The following is an 18,424-nucleotide window of genomic DNA, read 5'->3' as shown; positions in this document are numbered from 1 at the left end:
GATGAGTCATTCATCAGCGGGTCCTGAACTGTTTCATTCTCAAGCTAAAGCAGCGCTTGGCGATCCTCAGTTGCGGCAGAACTTTCGTGGGGCAATGGATTACCTGCAGTACAAACGTAAAAGCGCCTTTCATGATCCTGTCGAAGAGGACAAAATTCGCGACCTATCTGAAGCGATACGTCAGCGTTGCTTGAGTAAATTACCTCAACTGCTCGAGCTGTTGGACACTACCTGTACCCGAAATGGTATTCAGGTACATTGGGCGGAAAATAGTAACGAAGCCAATGATATTATTGCCAGAATAGCTCAACGTCATGAGGCCAAATTGATCATTAAAGGCAAATCCATGGTGAGTGAAGAGATTGAGCTCAATCATGAGATGGCCAAGTTGGGTGTTGAATGTTTGGAGAGTGATATGGGGGAGTATATCGTCCAACTCGATGGCGACAAACCTTCTCATATCATCATGCCTGCTATCCATAAAAATAAGCAAGAGGTGAGTGATACCTTTGCACGTCACTTAGATAATTTCACGCCTACACTCGATGTCGATGAGCTAATTCAAACGGGACGTACTCGCCTCAGGCAGAAATTCTACGATGCTGACATTGGTCTCTCAGGGGTTAATTTTGCAGTCGCCGAAACTGGCAGTTTATGTTTGGTAGAAAATGAAGGCAATGGCCGCATGTGTACCACTGTCCCTAAGGTTCATATCGCCATTACCGGTATAGAGAAAGTCGTTGAGTTTTTATCCGATGTGCCGCCGTTGTACAGTGCCTTGACTCGCTCAGCCACAGGACAAGCTATCACCACTTACTTTAATATCATCAGTTCTCCACGCAAAAGTGGGGAGCGAGATGGTCCTCTGGAGGTGCATCTTGTCTTGTTAGATAATGGCCGAACTCAGGCTTATCAAGATGTAGACATGCGTAAAACGTTGCAATGTATCCGCTGCGGAGCCTGCATGAATCATTGCCCTGTTTATACTCGTATTGGCGGACATGCTTACGGCACAGTGTATCCAGGTCCGATAGGTCAAATTATCTCACCGCATCTTATGGGACTAGATAAGACAAAAGAGTTAGTGACGGCCTCTAGCTTTTGCGGGGCTTGCGCTGAAGTCTGCCCGGTTCGCATTCCTATTCCTGATATATTGCAGCGATTACGTACCGCAGCAAAAAATCCCCCAGAGGCAGATATGATGTCGATGACAGGTCAAGCCTCTGCGGCCAGTACCTTAGAGTCATTAGCGATGAAAGGTTTTGCGTTTGCCGCGACGACCCCCACGATCTATCACGCTGGAACGTGGTCGGCAACGAAACTCAAAGGCTTAATGCCTGACAATATAGGCCCATGGACACAATGTCGGACCTCGCCCAAATTTGCCGATAAAACCTTGCATCAGCTTATAAAAACGCGTAACAAAAAAAAGGGAGAGACATCATGAGTCTAACGACCCCCAGCATGGTAGCTAAACGGGCAATATTAGCTCGACTTAACCGGGTTAAGCTCCCTCCCATAGAGAAAGAAACCTTGAGTTATCCAAGGTGGAAAACCCAAAATGAGCAATTACTAAAACAACGATTTATCTCGGGCTTATCGGCGAATCATGCAGAGGTTATTTGCGTCAACTCATCAGAAATAACTGCAACACTGGCACTGGTAATTAGTCGTAAGGGATGTCAGAGAGTTGCGTTAGGGAGTGCTTGTGATGAAACCTTGAGTGATAGCCCCCCTAGTGACTGCACTGCTTATCACTGCGAAAGGGGGGAGTTTTATGCTGAGATACTTGCAGGGGCTCGCCACTGTGAGTTACTTCGGTTTGAATCCGTTTTTGAAGAGCTCAAATCCCGTCTGTTTAATGAGGTCGATGCGGGGATCACTCACTGTTTTGGCGGAATAGCGGATACCGGCACCTTAGTGCTTTGGCCTGATAGGGCAGAGCCCAGAACCTTATCGTTAATTCCACCTTGTCATATCGCGTTAATTAAGCGTTCGACTATCGTTAGCAATTTCGCTGGGATGATGATTGATCAAGCGTGGCAGGAGAAGATGCCGACCAATATCGTCTTGGTATCTGGTCCCTCAAAAACTGCCGATATTCAGCAGACGTTAGCCTATGGGGCTCATGGTCCTAGTCAGTTAATTGTTATCTTGATTGAGGACAGGTAATGGAGGCTGTTTATTAGGTTGTGTCGAAGGGTTTAGTCTCCCTGAACACGGACTGATTTTTTGATAGAGCTGCTAACAGCTTTAAATGATACTGTCATAAAACAGAAAACCGCCGATTAAGGCGGTTTTTTGTTTTCCTAACGGTTACGTGTGGTCAATGCGTGGACGCCAAAACTATGGTGCCAATATAAATCAATAACTTACAAGCTTACAGTAAGCCGCAAAGGCAGGTCTTCTGGCTCTGTTGCAAAGATTGGTCCTAGCCCGAAAGTACTCCGGCAATCTGGCTGGTTATTAATTGTTTACCAGTGCATTGCTCATTAGACGGATCTCTTCTTCTATTCCTTGATCGATGAACCCGTTTTTAAATTTTTATTTTTAAACATCAACCTGCCTTCAAATCCTTTAGGCCAACCACTTCTTATAACAAGAATGGTTGACCTTTTTTATACCTGTAAAATGGCATTCTTACACGCTGGTGATGTAAGCGAATTAAGCGAGTGAAAAAATAAAGATGGCCAAACAGAATGGACCGCGATAGCTCAAACTAATGGTCAGCAATAGCAAAACTAATGACCATATATAGCAAAACTAATGTTAGTCATATATTCCCTCTTTTCACGGATAAACCATTACCCAGAGATCGAAATACGCTACAATTATGGTCATTTAACGAAGACATCATTATGGAATTCTTTTGGATAATCAACAGGAACTAGAGATTTTTGATATTGCAAATAAATACCTCTTTAACACACAGACTCATAAACTCACGGCAAAGACCAATAACGGAAAAGCGGTCGTTGAGCTGGGGTTAAATGAATCTAGATTGCTCACCCTCCTGATTAAACATGAGGGAGCGCCAGTAACTCGCGAGAAAATATTACACGAGGTCTGGAAGAAACGGGGATTAGTGGTCGATGAAACTAGTGTCAATCAGACTATTTCACAGATCAGAAAACAGCTCAATGACGATGCAAAAGTGCAGGCAATCATTAAGACCTTACCAAAATTAGGTTACTCGCTTTCACCAGGCGTTAGCGTAAAAAGGTTGTCGCAAGCAGAAGCAGAAGCCACCTATCCCAGTAAGCCATGCATGCTCAGCAAAAAATCTATCTTGGTGCAGGTTGCAATTGCTGCCGCACTGGCCATAACGTTGAATGTAATTTTCTCATTAAACTCTGTTGACACCTCGCTACAGAACGCAACCACGCCTTGGACCGAAGCCAAAATTGCTGGGGTCAATTTGTTACAGTTGCAGCATAATCCGATCAACAAAACGCTAACTCCCCTGATAGAAAAATGCGTGCATGCTTTCCTCACGCAGTCCCCCAATCAGATAGATACGTTACTCATTTCTTCCGACGAAAATAGATCACTGACCTTAATGCCACTAATACAAGGAAGTAGCAAGACATTGGTCACAATACTAAACAGAGACATCGCGCCAGGAGAGAACACATGTTTTCTGAAATAAGAAATAAAATGCCATTGATTGTGAGTTTCATCGCGTTTTCAATCTTATTGGCTCTACTACAAAATAAGTTATGTGATACTCAATCGTTCGTCGATTCGAGCTGGTCATTCGACAAGGAGCAGTACATCAATCACACCCATGCATTCCTTAAACATGACATACAAACTCGGTGGCACGGACGGATACACTTTTACCCCAATGATCAATTCTCCACCAAAATAAACGTCAGCACAAACAATGCGGTCATGGACCAACATTTTGAATATAACATCACAGTTAACGGTCAATGGAATATCGTCGATGGGGTGCTCAACCTATCAACGCAAAACATCACCGAACTGAAACCCGTTGATGAACATAATAAGGAGCATTTCGGCTTACATATCGTGAAGAACATGATTAGGCAGCAACTAAACCAAAATCACACCATGCATTTTTATGGTGAGGACACTTTAGTATTAAATAATATCACTCGAGCATTAACCCAATTAAATAAGATCTAATTGCCAAGTCAAATGCTTAACGTAAAGGGAGTGGGCTCCCTTTACGCTAACTTACCATCATATAATGAGTTCGCTCAGCTTAAAAAACGGCACTGTCTGAGATAATGATTTACCCCATAACCTCACCATCTGTGCAGGCATCATCCATAATTGGCTTACATTACTTGAATCTGGACACTCTTCATTGTTGACCCCCTTCTATCCTCTTGATCAATCCCGACAGAACTTGATCAGAGCAAATCATCAACCAAGACGGTATCGGTAAAGATCACTCGCGTAGATCAAGTTAAGCGTAAGCAGGTGGCGATCTACACCTAACTCTTGTTGGGGTTAGTGAGTAGAGTCTTTGTTACCGATACTTTTCGAGTCACTGAGATGGCCTCGCGTAAACATAAGACACTAGAACAATGGCTTGAACTCATAGAGCTTCACAAACAAAGCAAATTAACGATTGTTGATTTTTGTTCCCAGCATCACCTTGTCGTTAAAACCTTTAGCCGCAAGAGAAGCGATTTGATGAAGGCTAAGGAAGCATTCCATTCAACCTTTGTAAAACTCACGCCCAAAGCAGAGGCATTAACGACAGAGCCACCACAAGAAGTGGCGGTGATTAACCTGGCCGTAGGGGCAATGTCATTGACGCTTCCGGTCAATACTGACCCACGTTGGCTAGGCCAGCTACTCAGGGAGTGCCGCTAGATGTCACAGTTCTCTGATATAGAGACCCTCTACTTGCATCGAGATGTGGTCGACTTTCGCAAGTCCATTAACGGCCTGGTCGTCATCGTCGAGCAAGATATGCAGCTATCACCGTTTTCAGATGCGTTATTTGTCTTTACCAACAAAGCCCGGGACAAGCTTAAAATCTTATACTGGGACCGAACAGGATTTGCACTGTGGTATAAGCGTCTCGACAAGGAACGCTTTAAATGGCCTTCGAAAATAGAGTCTGAAACTTTGTCGCTCTCACATCAGCAGTTGCAATGGCTACTGCAAGGTTTTGAGGTGATGGGACATCAAAAACTGGACTATCAATCAACGGTACAGTAACCGATTGAAAATGTGCAGATAAATAGAACTAAATAAGCTGTAAATCATCGTGCTCATGGGTGTAGTGGTATAATAACGCCATGAATAAAGCACCGATAGAAACCAAGTTATCACCCCAACAGCTTCTGGCTAAATTGCTAGAAACTGAGGCGCTTTTAGCTGTAACGGAAAATAAATATCAACGTTTACTCGAACAGTTTCGTTTAGCTCAACATCACCGGTTTGGTAAAAGCAGTGAAGTGAGCCCAGAGCAAGCTTCGCTGTTTAATAAGGCTGAAGAGGAATGTGACAAGGATGAGTCAGCAGACGTTGAGACCGTTACCTATACCCGTAACAAACCCAAGCGTAAGCCGCTACCAGCAGAACTTCCTCGTACAGTTATTGTGCATGACACCCCTGATGAAGATAAGACTTGCGAGTGCTGCGGCCACGACTAACATAAAATCGGCGAGGATATCAGTGAAAAACTGGAGTTCGTGCCAGCTAAAGTGGAAGTGCAGTATGCTTGTCGCCATTGTGAGACTCACAACACGATAACCCCGATTAAGTAGGCACCCGTTCCGCCATCACCTATCCCCAAGGGTATCGCAACGCCGAGTTTACTCAGTCAAATCATTACCGCTAAATATCAATACCATATGCCGCTTTATCGTCAGGAAACTCAGTTTAAGCAATGGGGTATCCACTTAAGCCGCCGCACCATGTCAGACTGGATGATGAAAAGCAGTCAATTACTGCAAGTGCTGTACGATAAAATCAAATCCATCCTTATCAAGCTGCAAGTCCTGCATGCTGATGAGACTACGCTGAATGTGCTCAGTGAAGACCGGGCTAAATGTTACATGTGGGTGTATTGCTCAGACACTGACTCGCCTGGCAATCATGAACAACCTAATATCGTGCTGTATGACTACCGCGTGAGCCGGCACGGCTATCATGCCGTTGATTTTCTCGATGGTTTTAACGGTTACCTGCACTGTGATGGTTATCAGGGCTATGCCCAGACCAAAGCGAGCTTAGTCGGTTGCTGGGCACATGCCAGAAGAAAGTTCGTGGAAGCGCAGCGAGTCCAGGTGAAAGGTAAAATCGGGAGCAGCGACTGGGCCATCAACCATATAAAGAAACTCTACCGACTTGAGATAAAGCTTAAAGGTAAACCCGCGGCTGAAAAATACCAACAAAGGCAAAAGGTCGCAGTCCCTTTGCTCAATACTCTCAAGGAGTGGTTGGATAAAGCGGTCATGCGTATCTCACCCAAAACCAAACTGGGTGAAGCCATTAGCTATACATTGAACCAGTGGCCAAAACTGATGCGCTATATCGAAGACGGGCGACTCTCTATCGATAACAATCGCGCAGAGCGGACCGTCAAACCCTTTGTGGTGGGGAGAAAGAATTGGATGTTCTCCAATACGGCCTCTGGTGCTCAGGCTAGCGCCGTGCTCTACAGTATTATCGAAACAGCCAAGGTTAACGAGCTCATGCCCTTTGATTATATCAACCACTGCCTGACTCAGCTTGCCATAGATCCTAATGAAGTCGAGTCCTTACTCCCTTGGAACGTTAACCTCAACGTGTAGATCACCACACGCATACGTTAAATATTTGAATAATATTGTCGAGCAAAGCCATCGAAAAGTGAAAAGAAAAATGCATCAATGTTTGGGCTGGAAGTCTTGGGAAGGGGCTGAATCGACCTTAGCGGATATTGAGCTTTGGTCCATGATTAAGCAAGGACAAATGGACACAACTGAAAATATAACCTCATGGGAACAATTCTATTCTTTGGCGGCCTAATTGTATCAGAGAGATCTTGCGCCCTCAAATTATAGCGGCGAGATCTCAGTTTGCGACAGAACCATTGTCGCTCTACTCATAATCGAGCTAATCCGGTCTCTTTACTCCCACAAGATTGAATATTTGACTTCTAACGTCGCTATCTTGACCATCGAATAGTTCTTCTAGCAATTCTGGAAAGGGTTTGTTGCCCCAACTAATTGCTTTTTGTAACAAGAAAGAAACTGGGCTGTGAGGTTCGCTTTCTCGGAAGTACTCAGCTACATCTCCAAGTAAATTCAGTGCTTGCTCTCGATTATGTACATTTTTTTTAGCAATTTGTTTCAAATTGCTCATGGTAAATGCGGGAGGAATGTCAGTTATTTCGTCAGACTCCATCTCTGCGTGATGTTTATCTTGTGGATGAATAGTTGTTTGCTCCTCTATATGATTCGAAGGGGCTGTTAATCCTGATACTTGCTCCAAAGCGTAATTGAATTGTGTAAATATATTCTTCAGCACACTAAAATTTGTAGGTTTTACCCCACACATTTTGGCTTTATCACTAACCGTGATATTCAACCTTTCAATTTCTTTAAGACAACGTTCAACATTTATCAAACGAGTAATGATAATGCTTTCCTCTCGAGAAACTTCCCCTAGCGCCCTCTCCTTCAGCAAATTTACCTCACCTTTTCGCTGTGCACTTTTGTAATCGAAGAAAGTAAACTCTCCAACTAATGGTTTTAGTAATAATGGTCCATATAAAAGGTTGCTCTCTTCACTATCACCAGCTAACTGAAAAAAAGATTTACATTTGAAGCTTGCTTGCTCCGCAAGATGCTCAGCCTCGGTACCCCCTTGTAACTTTTCAATTGGTAACACCGGATTTAGGGTATCCCATCTAGACTCAATTAAATCAGCTAACCAAGTTAGACTATTAGCAACACTCTCAAAACTATTATCCAAAATCACCTGCGCGGTAATAAACCAAGCTATAAACTCAATATCTCTGCTCACGTGGCGAAAGCTATGCATCAAACTCTCAGCGAGTGCTTTCCAGAGATGTTTATTTTCCTCCATTAATTGCTCTTTATCTTCAACACTTGGATTTTGAGATAACTTACGCAGAGATGTCTTGGCCAAATTGAACTTATTACGCAGAGGCCGAAACGCAATTTTATCTGATTTTAAATAGATACCACAGGGTAAGTCTTCATCTATGGGGATCAATAAATCGACAATTTCAGTATTAGACAGTAACATTTTTACTCACTTCTCAATTAACTCACAAATCATAACTATAACTAAACCGCAATTATTACTGTTTAATTCCGCTAAAACATAAAATGATCGCTCATATCTATCATGATTTCGATCATATCTGTATATTTATCAGTCATTTCAAATGCATCATAGCATTCTTGAAAAGAGTGGAAGCCGATCCCAACAATAAAAGCAGACATTATTTTTTCAAGGTTCTGTCCTTCGCTACTATTAATTCCAATATTAAGAAGACTTAACGTATTACAAAAACCATTAGCCATCCCAGATGTGCCGGCCAAGTATGGAACACCTTCCACTTTATTTCTGGTATAAATTGATTTTTTTGAAAGACCATTATCAGTCTTCTCAATATAATGACTACTAAGTTGGTAAAGAGGGTTTAAATTATTTAACAGCTTACTTTTAATCTGTGCTGTTCCAAAAATATTCTTAGCCATCAAAATTTGACTTTTAACTCCCAAATTAATAGTGTTATGATTTCTACCAAATTCATCAAAGCTAGAATAAACACTTGATATTTCACCCTTTCTTTTCCCATCAATTACTGACAATAGATATTTAGGGAGAATCCATATAACCGTAAGAATGGCAATGATTGCATCTTTCTTTTTTGATGAAGTCTGCTTTTTTAGCAATTTTATCAAGTCTTTCTTTTCTGACACTCCCTTCACTTTAGCGTGCGTAGGAAATAAATTACTGGTTCTAGAACCATTATAAAATCTGCCAAATTCAGAAATATCATTACTGCTGATATCTTTATTTTTTTCTAATACATTAATAATTAACTTTGTTATTTTAATGATGATTTTATATTCGAACTATCTGTTAATATCAACAAAGCTTGCTCAGATTCATATCTAAGTTTATCGTCTCGACTTACAATACCTTCAGGGTAAATAAATTTCATTTCAACATCCTCTATATTATTACATGATAGTCTATATCTTTCCCAATAACTTACCTTCAACTTGTTGCATCATTTTCGCTAATGCATACCAATCATCCTCTTCCTCGACATAACCTACACCTAACTTTTGATTTTCTGAGGAGAACATTGGTGTGAGTTGCCATTTATTTAATGCGTTTCGATTAGTTCCTATTGGATTACTGGCACCAAAATCAATGAGCCGCACAATGCCAAGCGTTTCATTAAACAATATATTAGAAGGTTTTATGTCACCATGAACCCAGCCCTGTTGATGACAGTGGGCGATTGCATCAATCACTTTCGGCAACACAAACACCCACAAATCAATTTCGTGCTCTTTTAATTCATTGAGCGAACGAGAGTCTGGGTAATACTCCAAGTAAATAACAAGCTTATGCTCATCAATTGAAATTGCTTTTTGAATACAGGCGCTATAACAAGCATTCACAGCCTGCCACTCACGCCACATTTCCTCCTGGCAACAATAATGCTTAATCAAATAGTCCTGCTTAAGATAAATCGTAGAATCCATGCTCTATAAATGTTTAGGAAGTAAAAATTGCGTGAACAAGAGTTTATCCAACACTTGGCTAGAATTACGTAATGTGTATTGCAGTGCTATATTCTTTCCTTCAATAGAATAATTAAATTTACGAACCCGCCTAGCTGAAGTACTGCTAGAATTACCCTCCAACAAAAATCTAAAGAGCGCCCATTGCCCTGTGTATGATTTCGTAGCGACTCGATCTTGTCCCAAATAAAAATTCGCGCTCAAATAACCATCAACATCACTCGCTGGCCAATTAAGCTCTTCCCATATTCGAGGACCATGCTTGTAATCAAAAACATTTTCAACCTCTCTCAATTGAAATTCAGTCACACTAGTACTCATTGACCCCACTTTCAGCTCTAACCCAATGCCTAACTCTTGCCCAACTGGACCAAAAAAAATCTCGCGAACTTTATTGGCTTGCCGAAGTTGTGAGCGAGCTCTATTACTGATAGCCAATGTCATGCCATCAATCACGCGCAGCCTTAAAACACCATTATCCCAATACACAAAAGGTTTAAGTATTTGCTCAACAAATTGATCCAACCGTCCTTCTGGTTTAAAAAATGAAGTAAAGTCATTAAGATCAACTTCTCCTCGTCCTTGTAAATAAAAAGGAAATCGTCCTTTAATTGACTCTGCATAAAACAAGTACACACCTTCATACCACTGTTTATTGATATATTTTGAACTACCAAGGATAACTTGTTCCCATGATTGCTTGGCAAGATCACGAGTCCATTTAGTCACTACTTCAGGTTTTTTTCCTACCAAATTATTAAGGTTTGTAATAGGATCTTGATCACTTTTAGCGTGCTCCACCGCATATTTGTAGAGCACTTTACTCGGCTCAGAATTGACTTGTGCAATGTTCAGATAACGACTCAATTCAGTCACCGCCTCTAACAAACTATCCACAGGAGCCGCCTCACCAGACTTACCATAACCTTTTAAATAGCCGGAAAATTCACTAAAAGCTTCATTAACCACATAAGCAGGCTGCATACGCAGTAATTTATTCCCACCAATTCGTTTAACTTGGTTAAGTTTATTTAAAGAAGTCGCCACCCGATTTAATTTTAATTTACTGGCCGTGGCCGCACTATTCTCAGTATCATCAACTTGCTCTGTTACGACCAAACTAGTGTTATTCACCACTACAGACAGTACATCTAACATGGGACTTATTGAAACATCAGCGATATTTTTTAACCCATAAACTAACCCTGGTTGACTATTGAACTGTTTGATATGGATATTGCCTATCAAGCCTTCCCAATATCGAATATATTCAGAGAAGTAGAGTTTTTGAATTTTTTTACGTAAATCTGCTAGCTCCATAAACGTAACATCAGGTTCTTGTCCTGTGATCAGTTTAAATACACTCAATTCATGACGAAATAGGGAGGATTCAGCACTAAAATCCAACTTGTGGTATCCCGCTTTAGTGAAAATTTCAGGCACTAAATAACCATTGAAGTCCTCAGTAAAGGTAAATACGCTATCGAACTTAGGCCCCAGCATACTTCGTAAATCCACCTGATTTCGATATTGAGGCAAGCTTTTAATTTGAGCATATATCAATCGCTCTGGCGACAAGCCCTCCAGGTTATTTGTTGCCAACTTGATAAGCTCTTTATCCGGCTTCAGAAACTCGTCATAGTTACTTTTGAGTAAATCTTCGACCAAATAGGACAATTTGACTAAATCATCAAGAGGTACCCCTCCTTTAACTTTGATAATATCAAACAGAAATCCTTCAATTGCAGCTGCATCAAGCTGATTTTTATCAAACAGCATCAGATAATAACGAAGCACCTCTAAAATTTTACCTGGGTTACCCATACTCGTCTGTAGGTAAAGCTCCTTGCTGATAATCCCTTCCAACTTAGGTAATAAAAGGTACCTTAACTGCATCTGATAAGTTGAGTTCATGCGTAATGCCGTCTCCTCTTGTTTGACACTGACCCTTTGATACCAAGCTCTAGGCTCTATACCTTTACGTGCCGTAACCCTCAATGCATTTAAGGATGATATGATATCTACAATTGAATAATTTGCTGACATCTTGCTGGTATTACGCTCGAAATCAAGTATTGTTGCCATCGACTCCTGCCGCCACAGCTCATCCTCGTTCCAGTTATTTTTTAAAACGCTCCCCGAAAATATTAAGCCGCATAGCATAACAACAAGCATCACAGTTCTTGCTGTAATATAGCCAAAATCACGCCACTTATTAAGACCCGTTATACCTCGCTCAGGTAAGATCACATGACTAAATACACGTGAAACAAAATAGTTTCGATTTCCTGACCACTGCTGCCCTTGCGTTTTAGCGTTAAACTCAGCCTTTTCAGCAATCACTTGAGTAAGCAGATCACATTTGCCCCCCTTTTGCCCTGAGGATAATAAATAAGCTCCGCGGATCCAAACAGCTTGGCGAACTCGAGTCTCACGGCCAATATCATTAAGTAATTCAGTCACACGCTCAAAGAATATTTGCAGTTGATAAGGCAATGCGACGACCCCACTAGCATGTTCACTATTCGAGTTATGCATGAGTTCAACCTGCTGCTTTACCAAAGAAGAAAGTAATACCTGTACCTCCAATTCAAATTGCTGTTTATTGAAACGCCGCTTAGTGTCACATGGTAAGGTTACCCCAAATGGGTTTTCTAAATCATCAGCAGAGAAACTCTCAAAAAAATCGGTAAAATCAGCGAGGTAATTCGCCTTCGAAAATAAGCAATATAGTGGTAATTCAAGCTTTAGATCTTTGCTCAGAGAAATAATACCTCTCTGATAAACATCGGCTAATTTTTTAAGTGCTTTTCGATCGCTCTTTAAGATTTGATCACATTCAAAAACAGAAATAACTCCCGTTAAAGCCTGACGTGGACGGTATTTTTGTAATTGTTGCAACAATACTTTCCATAACGGTTCATCGATTCCCGTATGGTTAATAATACGATCCCCTAATTCAATAACGACCGCTGTATCATTACTCCAAAAACGCAGATACTGAGTATCGCCTTCCCCCGCTTCGAACCGTTGCTCGTTAACAAGCTCCAATCCATTTTCTTGTAGTATTGTTCCTGTGGTCTCCTTTTCACCACCAATAACCAAATACCAGGGTAAAGCGTAAACACTGTTAAATTTATAGCTCCCTTGACCACGAATTTTACGTGCTGCCGCTTCGAAATATTGCTGAATGATACGGGTATCTTGTTTAAGCAAACGCTGCTGAGCGTGTATTGCCTCATGATTTTGCTCTACAGCATTCTGATTACGCCACCACAACACAGTTAATACCGACGTCAGTACCAAAAAGAGTAACGTACCCACTTTCAGCCAAAGATAATCTTCCGCTGGTAAATAAAACCAGGCCCCAAGCGTTGCACTCAGACTCAATGCAGCAAAAAAAATTGCTATTATTTTCTTAATCATATTATTGAGCCCTTCGAACTCTAGCATTGAAACCGAAGCGAATATTAATCTCATTCTTTAACTTACGTATTCCAGAAATATTTTTTACAGCTTCTACATACACTTGCATGCCTGAACCTGTATCTCTCATCAATGCGTGATAACCTGCTAGCTGCAATTTTTCGACGACGCTAGTAGCGTCCTCTGAACGAGAGAATACGGCTAATATTACTTCCCAATTCGTTGGGATATTAGCGAATGTATCTTGTTCCTCATTCTCAGACGTTTCATCAATCAAACGAGTATTCCTAGCTGAAGTAAACCTTCCCTCCCAGTTTTTAGTCATGTGATTACGCTGTGAAAGTGAATCAAGTTGAGCTAAAACAGGCTGACTAAGTTCACGGTACTGGTATTCAGAAAACACATAACTAAATAAAATCGTCAACATAACCAATAACGCAACTTTCCTTTTACTCAACAACAACCAAGGTTGCTTACGCTTAATTAACTCAGGAGTATTAGGGGTTAACGTTAGCTTTTCGCTTCGATAAGGTCGTAATAAATGATAGGTCTGCGATTTAATTTCATGTAAAGCGCTCTCATCGCGATAGCGATATCGCCCTTTGAATCCAAGCATCAGTAAGATGTATTGCAGCTCGATAAAATCCGTCAACTTGGCAGGCTGTAAAGCTGCATTTTCTAACAAACTAAAAAAAGCTTCTCCACCATTTCTCTGTGAAAACACCTTACTCATCAAAGAATAATTTTCCCAACAAGCCTTTACCCCCCAATCGGTGTTCAGAATCGCTTCATCAAATGCCGCACAGAAAACAAAGCAACTTTTTTCTATAATACTTGGGTGATAATCAAGACTTAATCCCTTCTCTTTAAATACCCCAATAGTATCCAGCAACTTTTGCCGAAAGCGCTCAATGTGTCTCGGTGCTCCCAGCCGTGGAATGGAAACCAGAATAGCCAATAATTCGGCTGCCGTATTCAGCAAAGGATTACCGTATGCTGTTAACTTATCGAGTGAATATCCAACTCTTGAAATATCAACATAACTCGATTTCTCAACTACCTGCTTGTAACCGGGGTTAGCTTCACAGCGTCGAATTAAAACGGTGGGTTCTTCATTAAATAATTTAGACACAGCTCACCTACTTAATTACATGGAGTTCAACATCGATATCATCAATACGTTCATCGATATGCAAAGCAATAGGCTCTTCTTTTTTAATCAAAGCTTGCCATAAGGCTGATTTATCATCGACCTCGAAATAAGCAGCATCATGACGAGCTTTTAATTCTGAAGGTGCATAAGGTAGGTGGCGTAATGTGACTCCAGACAAGGCATTTCGCACTAAACCGACAATATCACTGTTACCAGCCAGCTTACATGCCTCTGGAAACTCCTTACCTAAACGTGCTGAACCGATAGGTGAAGTCACCACCATGATAAAGCGGCCTTGATGATAAAGACTCCGATCCGTGACCTGAGCCTGTAATAATCGCCGGGTGGCAAATAATTGCGTTTGCCAATGCAGTGTCGATACGTTATCTACTTGTACCTCCCGCAATAGCAACATTAATTCTGAGAAGACTTGTGAGAAACAGCGATATAAATCATTCAGATCCCAAATAGGAAAGGAACTCGGCACTTTCCCCTCGAGCCCCTGCATTTGCCCAGCCATAGAAACACACTCAAAATAAAGTTGCTGCGTTGACAACCCGCCAACTTCATTCCACTGTTCCAATTTAGGCATCCAAGAGCCCAATGCTTGCAGCCATAAATAATCTCGCATTAGCCCCTGATAACTTTTACTACTGTTGTCTGAATGAAGGCGGCTAGAGGTTGTACGAGCACGGTATTGAACATGAGCGAACACATCAGCGACGCAATCTTTAAGGTAACCTGAAACATTAAATTGAATGCAAGGCGGAATAAACGCTTGGTTGAGTGTCAGCTTCCCTTCTGCTGTGTACTCACTAATTTCAGCAACCGCAAGTAAGGTATAGTTTTTAAGCTCTTCTCCCTCTATTTTTAACTCAATATTCAAATGAGCTAACTCTAACTCCAAAGCATCACTGTGCTCTCGGCTAGTATCAAATACATTCTGCTTCACTGACGAATGACGTTGGTTTTTGTCCTCTCCCACATTGACAATGCCAGGATGAGAAACGGGCAGCGCAAGGTAAATTTTCTTTTTACTGGTATCTTTAGCGATATCAAGCTCTAATCTATGCTCTATTTCAAAAGGTGATCCATCCGGAAAGATACCTTTAGCATGACGAACGATTAACTTTCCGATATTGAGCATGGAACAGTCTAGTTTTAGTGAGCTTAACCCATAGCATTGAGATACATGTTGGCCTACAAATTGACGGATAAAATGTTCAACATATCGTTCTTGCTGCTGAAAATGCTGTGGTGATAAAAACATACCTTCATTCCAAAGAACCTTATTGCAATCCATCACTCTTCCTCTTTGCTCGATATCGATAAATTAATACCATCCAAACTGACATTAACCTCAGTGTCTTCCAACTCTATAACTTTATAAATAACCTTATTTTTTGCTTCTCTATAGTTGGAAAAACCCGCGATAACACCAATGAATTTGGTTTCAGATGACAAAGGAATAACTTCCTTACGTTGCTCTCCAGGCATAACACTGGCGAGCCTGCGTACAACCAAAAGATTGGCCTTTAATACTCCTTGATCGCCATGAAAAATTTGCATGAAATTCGCCTGAGAAAAAGCTTGGTTGTCACTTAACTGGTAGACTCTGATCTCAACGGGTGAGGGTTTTCGCTCGATATTGGGATTAATATTCAGCCCAGAATTAATATCAAGAAATAACTTAGGTTCCACGGGGTCCCCCCATAGACTGCAGCCAGTTAATGTCAGTATTAACCAAACATTCATCAATATTTTCACCAAGGTTCTCCACCAAAGCTATTTTGCTGGCGTAGTGCTTCATGAAAATAAGCATGCAACTTAATTTGCCAATCTTGATTATCAATCTGGCGATTAAAATAGCGCTTGAACATTGTCCAATAGTTAGATTTACGACGCCAAAAAGCTGGCCTAACCAAGTCATCGAACATCGCCTCCATTGATGCTGGTGAAATATCATCCATCAATCTCGCAAACGCTATTTCTAAGGCTTTATCGGTACGCTCTTTTTGTCGAAAATCCGACATCACAGATATAGGATCTTGACGACTCCTTTCCTCTTTCTGTAGAGGTGCGGTTAATTTCGTCTGATATTCCATATTCGTTAGAGGCGCCTCCCCCAACGCATCGAAATGAAATTCGAGATCCCAATGCGATCGAGACTCTTGCTGCTTTTTTTCTGCCCGGTAGGGGTCTCCATCAAAAGAAAAAATATCTTCTTCTGCCTGAAATAACGGCATCGCAGTGGTCGCAGGAGAGGCATCAGCCAAAGCCAACTCAGGTTCGCTATTAAATGGATCATCAATCAACTTGCGAACCGGCTCTGACGTATCACAAGTAGGGGAGGTTAATAATTCGAGATCCTTGGCGAACGGATCATCAATAATTTGACTTTCATTATGTAACGAGTCATCAAAAATTTGATTGTCTTGAGCTAACGTAGGTCTTTTTGCCAATTCAGGCGTAAAACATGAAATCAATAACCGATAACGACCCACATCCAGTATATCTCCATCCGTCAGAGCATACTTATTCCCCTTACCTATCGGTGAGTTCGAACCATTAACAAATAGGCCATTTGTACTATTGTCCACCACCTGGTAACCATAAGAAGTCTTTTTGACAATGGCATGCACCGCAGATATTTCACGATGAGAATCTGCCAACTGCATCGTAACACCTAATGAACGGCCTATATCCCCTCCTTCTTCAGGAAAGGATTTATGCTGCTCGGAGATGGACTCATCATTTGGCGAGCTTATAATTCTGATTGCTAGTGGCATACTATTTTTCCTTATGCGGTTTTACAGCATGACCGTCATCGTTCAAAAGCCAGAAATATTTTTAAGCTTATCTGGCATAAGTTCTTTGTCTGATAAACTACAAAATAGTGATGACAAATTGCTCATCATCCACTGAAATTTGCACTGTATTAATGGCTTGCGACAGACTCATGCGCACAATACACTGATTGGCAAGCTCAGGAACAAGTTGACGATTAATAAGCTGCTCGATTGCCCTTGCTCCTGTTTCCGGTGACCGATTCATGTTAACTAACAGTTCAATCACATCGGAGCTGCACTCAAAACTCGCGCCATAACGATCTCTTAAGCTATTTTCGATACGTTTAAGTGATAGGTGAGCGATGTTGCTCATTTCCTCTTTATTTAATGGGAAATAAGGTACGATCGTTGCTCGTCCCAGAAACGCTGGTTTAAAAAAACGCTGCAACTCAGGTAAAATAGCCTGCGTCAATTGATCGATATCAGGCCTTTGTTTTACGCATGCCTGCACGACAACACTATCTGCAACATTAGAAGTCATAATAATAATCGTGTGTCTAAAATCGATAGCGCGCCCTTCTGCATCCGAAATGGTACCTTTATCGAAAATCTGATAAAAAATGTCATGAACTCCCGGATGAGCTTTCTCTATTTCATCCAGAAGTAGCACTGAGTAAGGGTTTTTACGTACAGCTTCTGTGAGCACTCCGCCTTTACCGTAGCCAACATAACCAGCGGGCGACCCCAACAACATAGAGACTTTATGTTGTTCCTTAAATTCGGTCATATTAATGGTCGTAATGTTACGCTCCCCACCATATAGCAAGTCAGTCAAGGCCAAAGCGGTCTCTGTCTTGCCAACCCCACTGGGGCCACACATAAGAAAAACACCGACTGGTTTACGTGGATCCGTTAAACCCGCACGGGACATACGGATCGCCTTAGCTATTTCAGTAATCGGCGCCACTTGACCAATGACCCTCTCACCAATATGTTGCTCAAGATTCATCAGGCTCTCAACCTCATGTGCCACCATGTTTCCCACAGGGATCCCTGTCCATAATGAAATAACTTCTGCAATAACGCTTTGTGTAACAAGAGGTTGAACTAGAGGATCATCCCCCTGCAAACAGGAAAGCTCGGTCATTTTCTCTACCAAAATGGCTTTTTCTTCCTGTAGTGATACGCCTCCTTTTGACAGGAGTTGCTTTTCTAAGCTCGTTTGCAGTTCGAAAATGTCAGTAACTAAAGCCCCTTCTAACTTCCAACGAATCAACAACTCATCATGTTCA

General features: G+C 41.5%; 15 protein-coding genes and 2 pseudogenes. 8 read left to right on the top strand and 9 right to left on the bottom strand.

All coding sequences use genetic code 11. The features are described 5' to 3' along the window. Position 1: 1 nt before the first annotated feature. The 8 genes and pseudogenes from FM037_RS09190 to FM037_RS09155 all read left to right on the top strand — a co-directional run. On the top strand, positions 2 to 1,447 hold the full coding sequence (locus FM037_RS09190) for a LutB/LldF family L-lactate oxidation iron-sulfur protein (RefSeq protein WP_144045747.1): 1,446 nt from the start codon (positions 2 to 4) through the stop codon (positions 1,445 to 1,447). Further along, the gene (locus FM037_RS09185; RefSeq protein WP_227993086.1) at positions 1,444 to 2,172 is read left to right on the top strand and encodes a LutC/YkgG family protein; all 729 of its coding nucleotides are present in this window, start codon (positions 1,444 to 1,446) and stop codon (positions 2,170 to 2,172) included. The genes FM037_RS09190 and FM037_RS09185 overlap by 4 nt, the downstream gene beginning before the upstream one ends. Positions 2,173 to 2,869: 697 nt before the next feature. After that, positions 2,870 to 3,649 (top strand): winged helix-turn-helix domain-containing protein, encoded by a 780-nt coding sequence (locus tag FM037_RS09180; protein WP_152830532.1) that lies wholly within the window; start codon positions 2,870 to 2,872, stop codon positions 3,647 to 3,649. After that, entirely contained in the window at positions 3,634 to 4,152 is a 519-nt protein-coding gene (locus FM037_RS09175) for a regulatory protein ToxS (RefSeq protein ID WP_144045745.1), read from the top strand. Before FM037_RS09180 ends, FM037_RS09175 begins: the two co-directional genes overlap by 16 nt. A 333-nt stretch (positions 4,153 to 4,485) precedes the next feature. Next, the gene (gene tnpA, locus FM037_RS09170; RefSeq protein WP_144045744.1) at positions 4,486 to 4,851 is read left to right on the top strand and encodes an IS66 family insertion sequence element accessory protein TnpA; all 366 of its coding nucleotides are present in this window, start codon (positions 4,486 to 4,488) and stop codon (positions 4,849 to 4,851) included. Next, positions 4,852 to 5,202 (top strand): IS66 family insertion sequence element accessory protein TnpB, encoded by a 351-nt coding sequence (gene tnpB, locus FM037_RS09165; RefSeq protein ID WP_144045728.1) that lies wholly within the window; start codon positions 4,852 to 4,854, stop codon positions 5,200 to 5,202. A gap of 80 nt (positions 5,203 to 5,282) precedes the next feature. Then, positions 5,283 to 6,782: pseudogene (gene tnpC, locus FM037_RS09160) on the top strand (IS66 family transposase). Between the two features lie 16 nt (positions 6,783 to 6,798). Further along, a pseudogene (locus FM037_RS09155) lies at positions 6,799 to 6,999 on the top strand (DDE-type integrase/transposase/recombinase); the annotation flags it as partial. A gap of 87 nt (positions 7,000 to 7,086) precedes the next feature. Here FM037_RS09155 and FM037_RS09150 read toward each other — a convergent pair. From FM037_RS09150 to FM037_RS30525, 9 genes are all read right to left on the bottom strand, one after another. Further along, on the bottom strand, positions 7,087 to 8,244 hold the full coding sequence (locus FM037_RS09150; RefSeq protein WP_144045743.1) for a type VI secretion system protein TssA: 1,158 nt from the start codon (positions 8,242 to 8,244) through the stop codon (positions 7,087 to 7,089). Between the two features lie 71 nt (positions 8,245 to 8,315). Continuing rightward, a complete protein-coding gene (locus FM037_RS09145) occupies positions 8,316 to 8,927 on the bottom strand; it encodes a hypothetical protein (RefSeq protein ID WP_144045742.1) in 612 nt (203 codons plus the stop codon). A gap of 276 nt (positions 8,928 to 9,203) precedes the next feature. Continuing rightward, on the bottom strand, positions 9,204 to 9,662 hold the full coding sequence (locus tag FM037_RS09140) for a protein kinase domain-containing protein (protein WP_185976994.1): 459 nt from the start codon (positions 9,660 to 9,662) through the stop codon (positions 9,204 to 9,206). 66 nt (positions 9,663 to 9,728) lie between these two features. Then, on the bottom strand, positions 9,729 to 13,190 hold the full coding sequence (tssM, locus tag FM037_RS09135; protein ID WP_144045740.1) for a type VI secretion system membrane subunit TssM: 3,462 nt from the start codon (positions 13,188 to 13,190) through the stop codon (positions 9,729 to 9,731). 1 nt (position 13,191) lies between these two features. Beyond that, complete coding sequence (icmH, locus tag FM037_RS09130) at positions 13,192 to 14,322, bottom strand: type IVB secretion system protein IcmH/DotU (RefSeq protein ID WP_144045739.1); 1,131 nt, start codon at positions 14,320 to 14,322, stop codon at positions 13,192 to 13,194. Between the two features lie 7 nt (positions 14,323 to 14,329). Next, positions 14,330 to 15,646, bottom strand: a complete 1,317-nt coding sequence (gene tssK, locus FM037_RS09125; RefSeq protein WP_144045738.1) for a type VI secretion system baseplate subunit TssK — start codon at positions 15,644 to 15,646, stop codon at positions 14,330 to 14,332. Continuing rightward, positions 15,646 to 16,098 (bottom strand): type VI secretion system lipoprotein TssJ, encoded by a 453-nt coding sequence (gene tssJ / locus FM037_RS09120; protein WP_144048903.1) that lies wholly within the window; start codon positions 16,096 to 16,098, stop codon positions 15,646 to 15,648. Before tssJ ends, tssK begins: the two co-directional genes overlap by 1 nt. Before the next feature lie 8 nt (positions 16,099 to 16,106). Beyond that, positions 16,107 to 17,132 (bottom strand): type VI secretion system-associated FHA domain protein, encoded by a 1,026-nt coding sequence (locus FM037_RS09115; RefSeq protein ID WP_144045737.1) that lies wholly within the window; start codon positions 17,130 to 17,132, stop codon positions 16,107 to 16,109. Positions 17,133 to 17,229: 97 nt separating this feature from the next. Next, positions 17,230 to 18,408 carry an AAA family ATPase gene (locus tag FM037_RS30525; protein ID WP_456114959.1) on the bottom strand — a complete coding sequence of 393 codons (1,179 nt, stop codon included), beginning with the start codon at positions 18,406 to 18,408 and terminating at the stop codon, positions 17,230 to 17,232. Positions 18,409 to 18,424: the final 16 nt, after the last annotated feature.

Source organism: Shewanella psychropiezotolerans, assembly GCF_007197555.1.
Classification (GTDB): Bacteria; Pseudomonadota; Gammaproteobacteria; order Enterobacterales; family Shewanellaceae; genus Shewanella; species Shewanella psychropiezotolerans.
The sequence above is the reverse complement of the archived record's forward strand: the minus strand, read 5'-3'. Positions and strand labels throughout refer to the sequence as shown.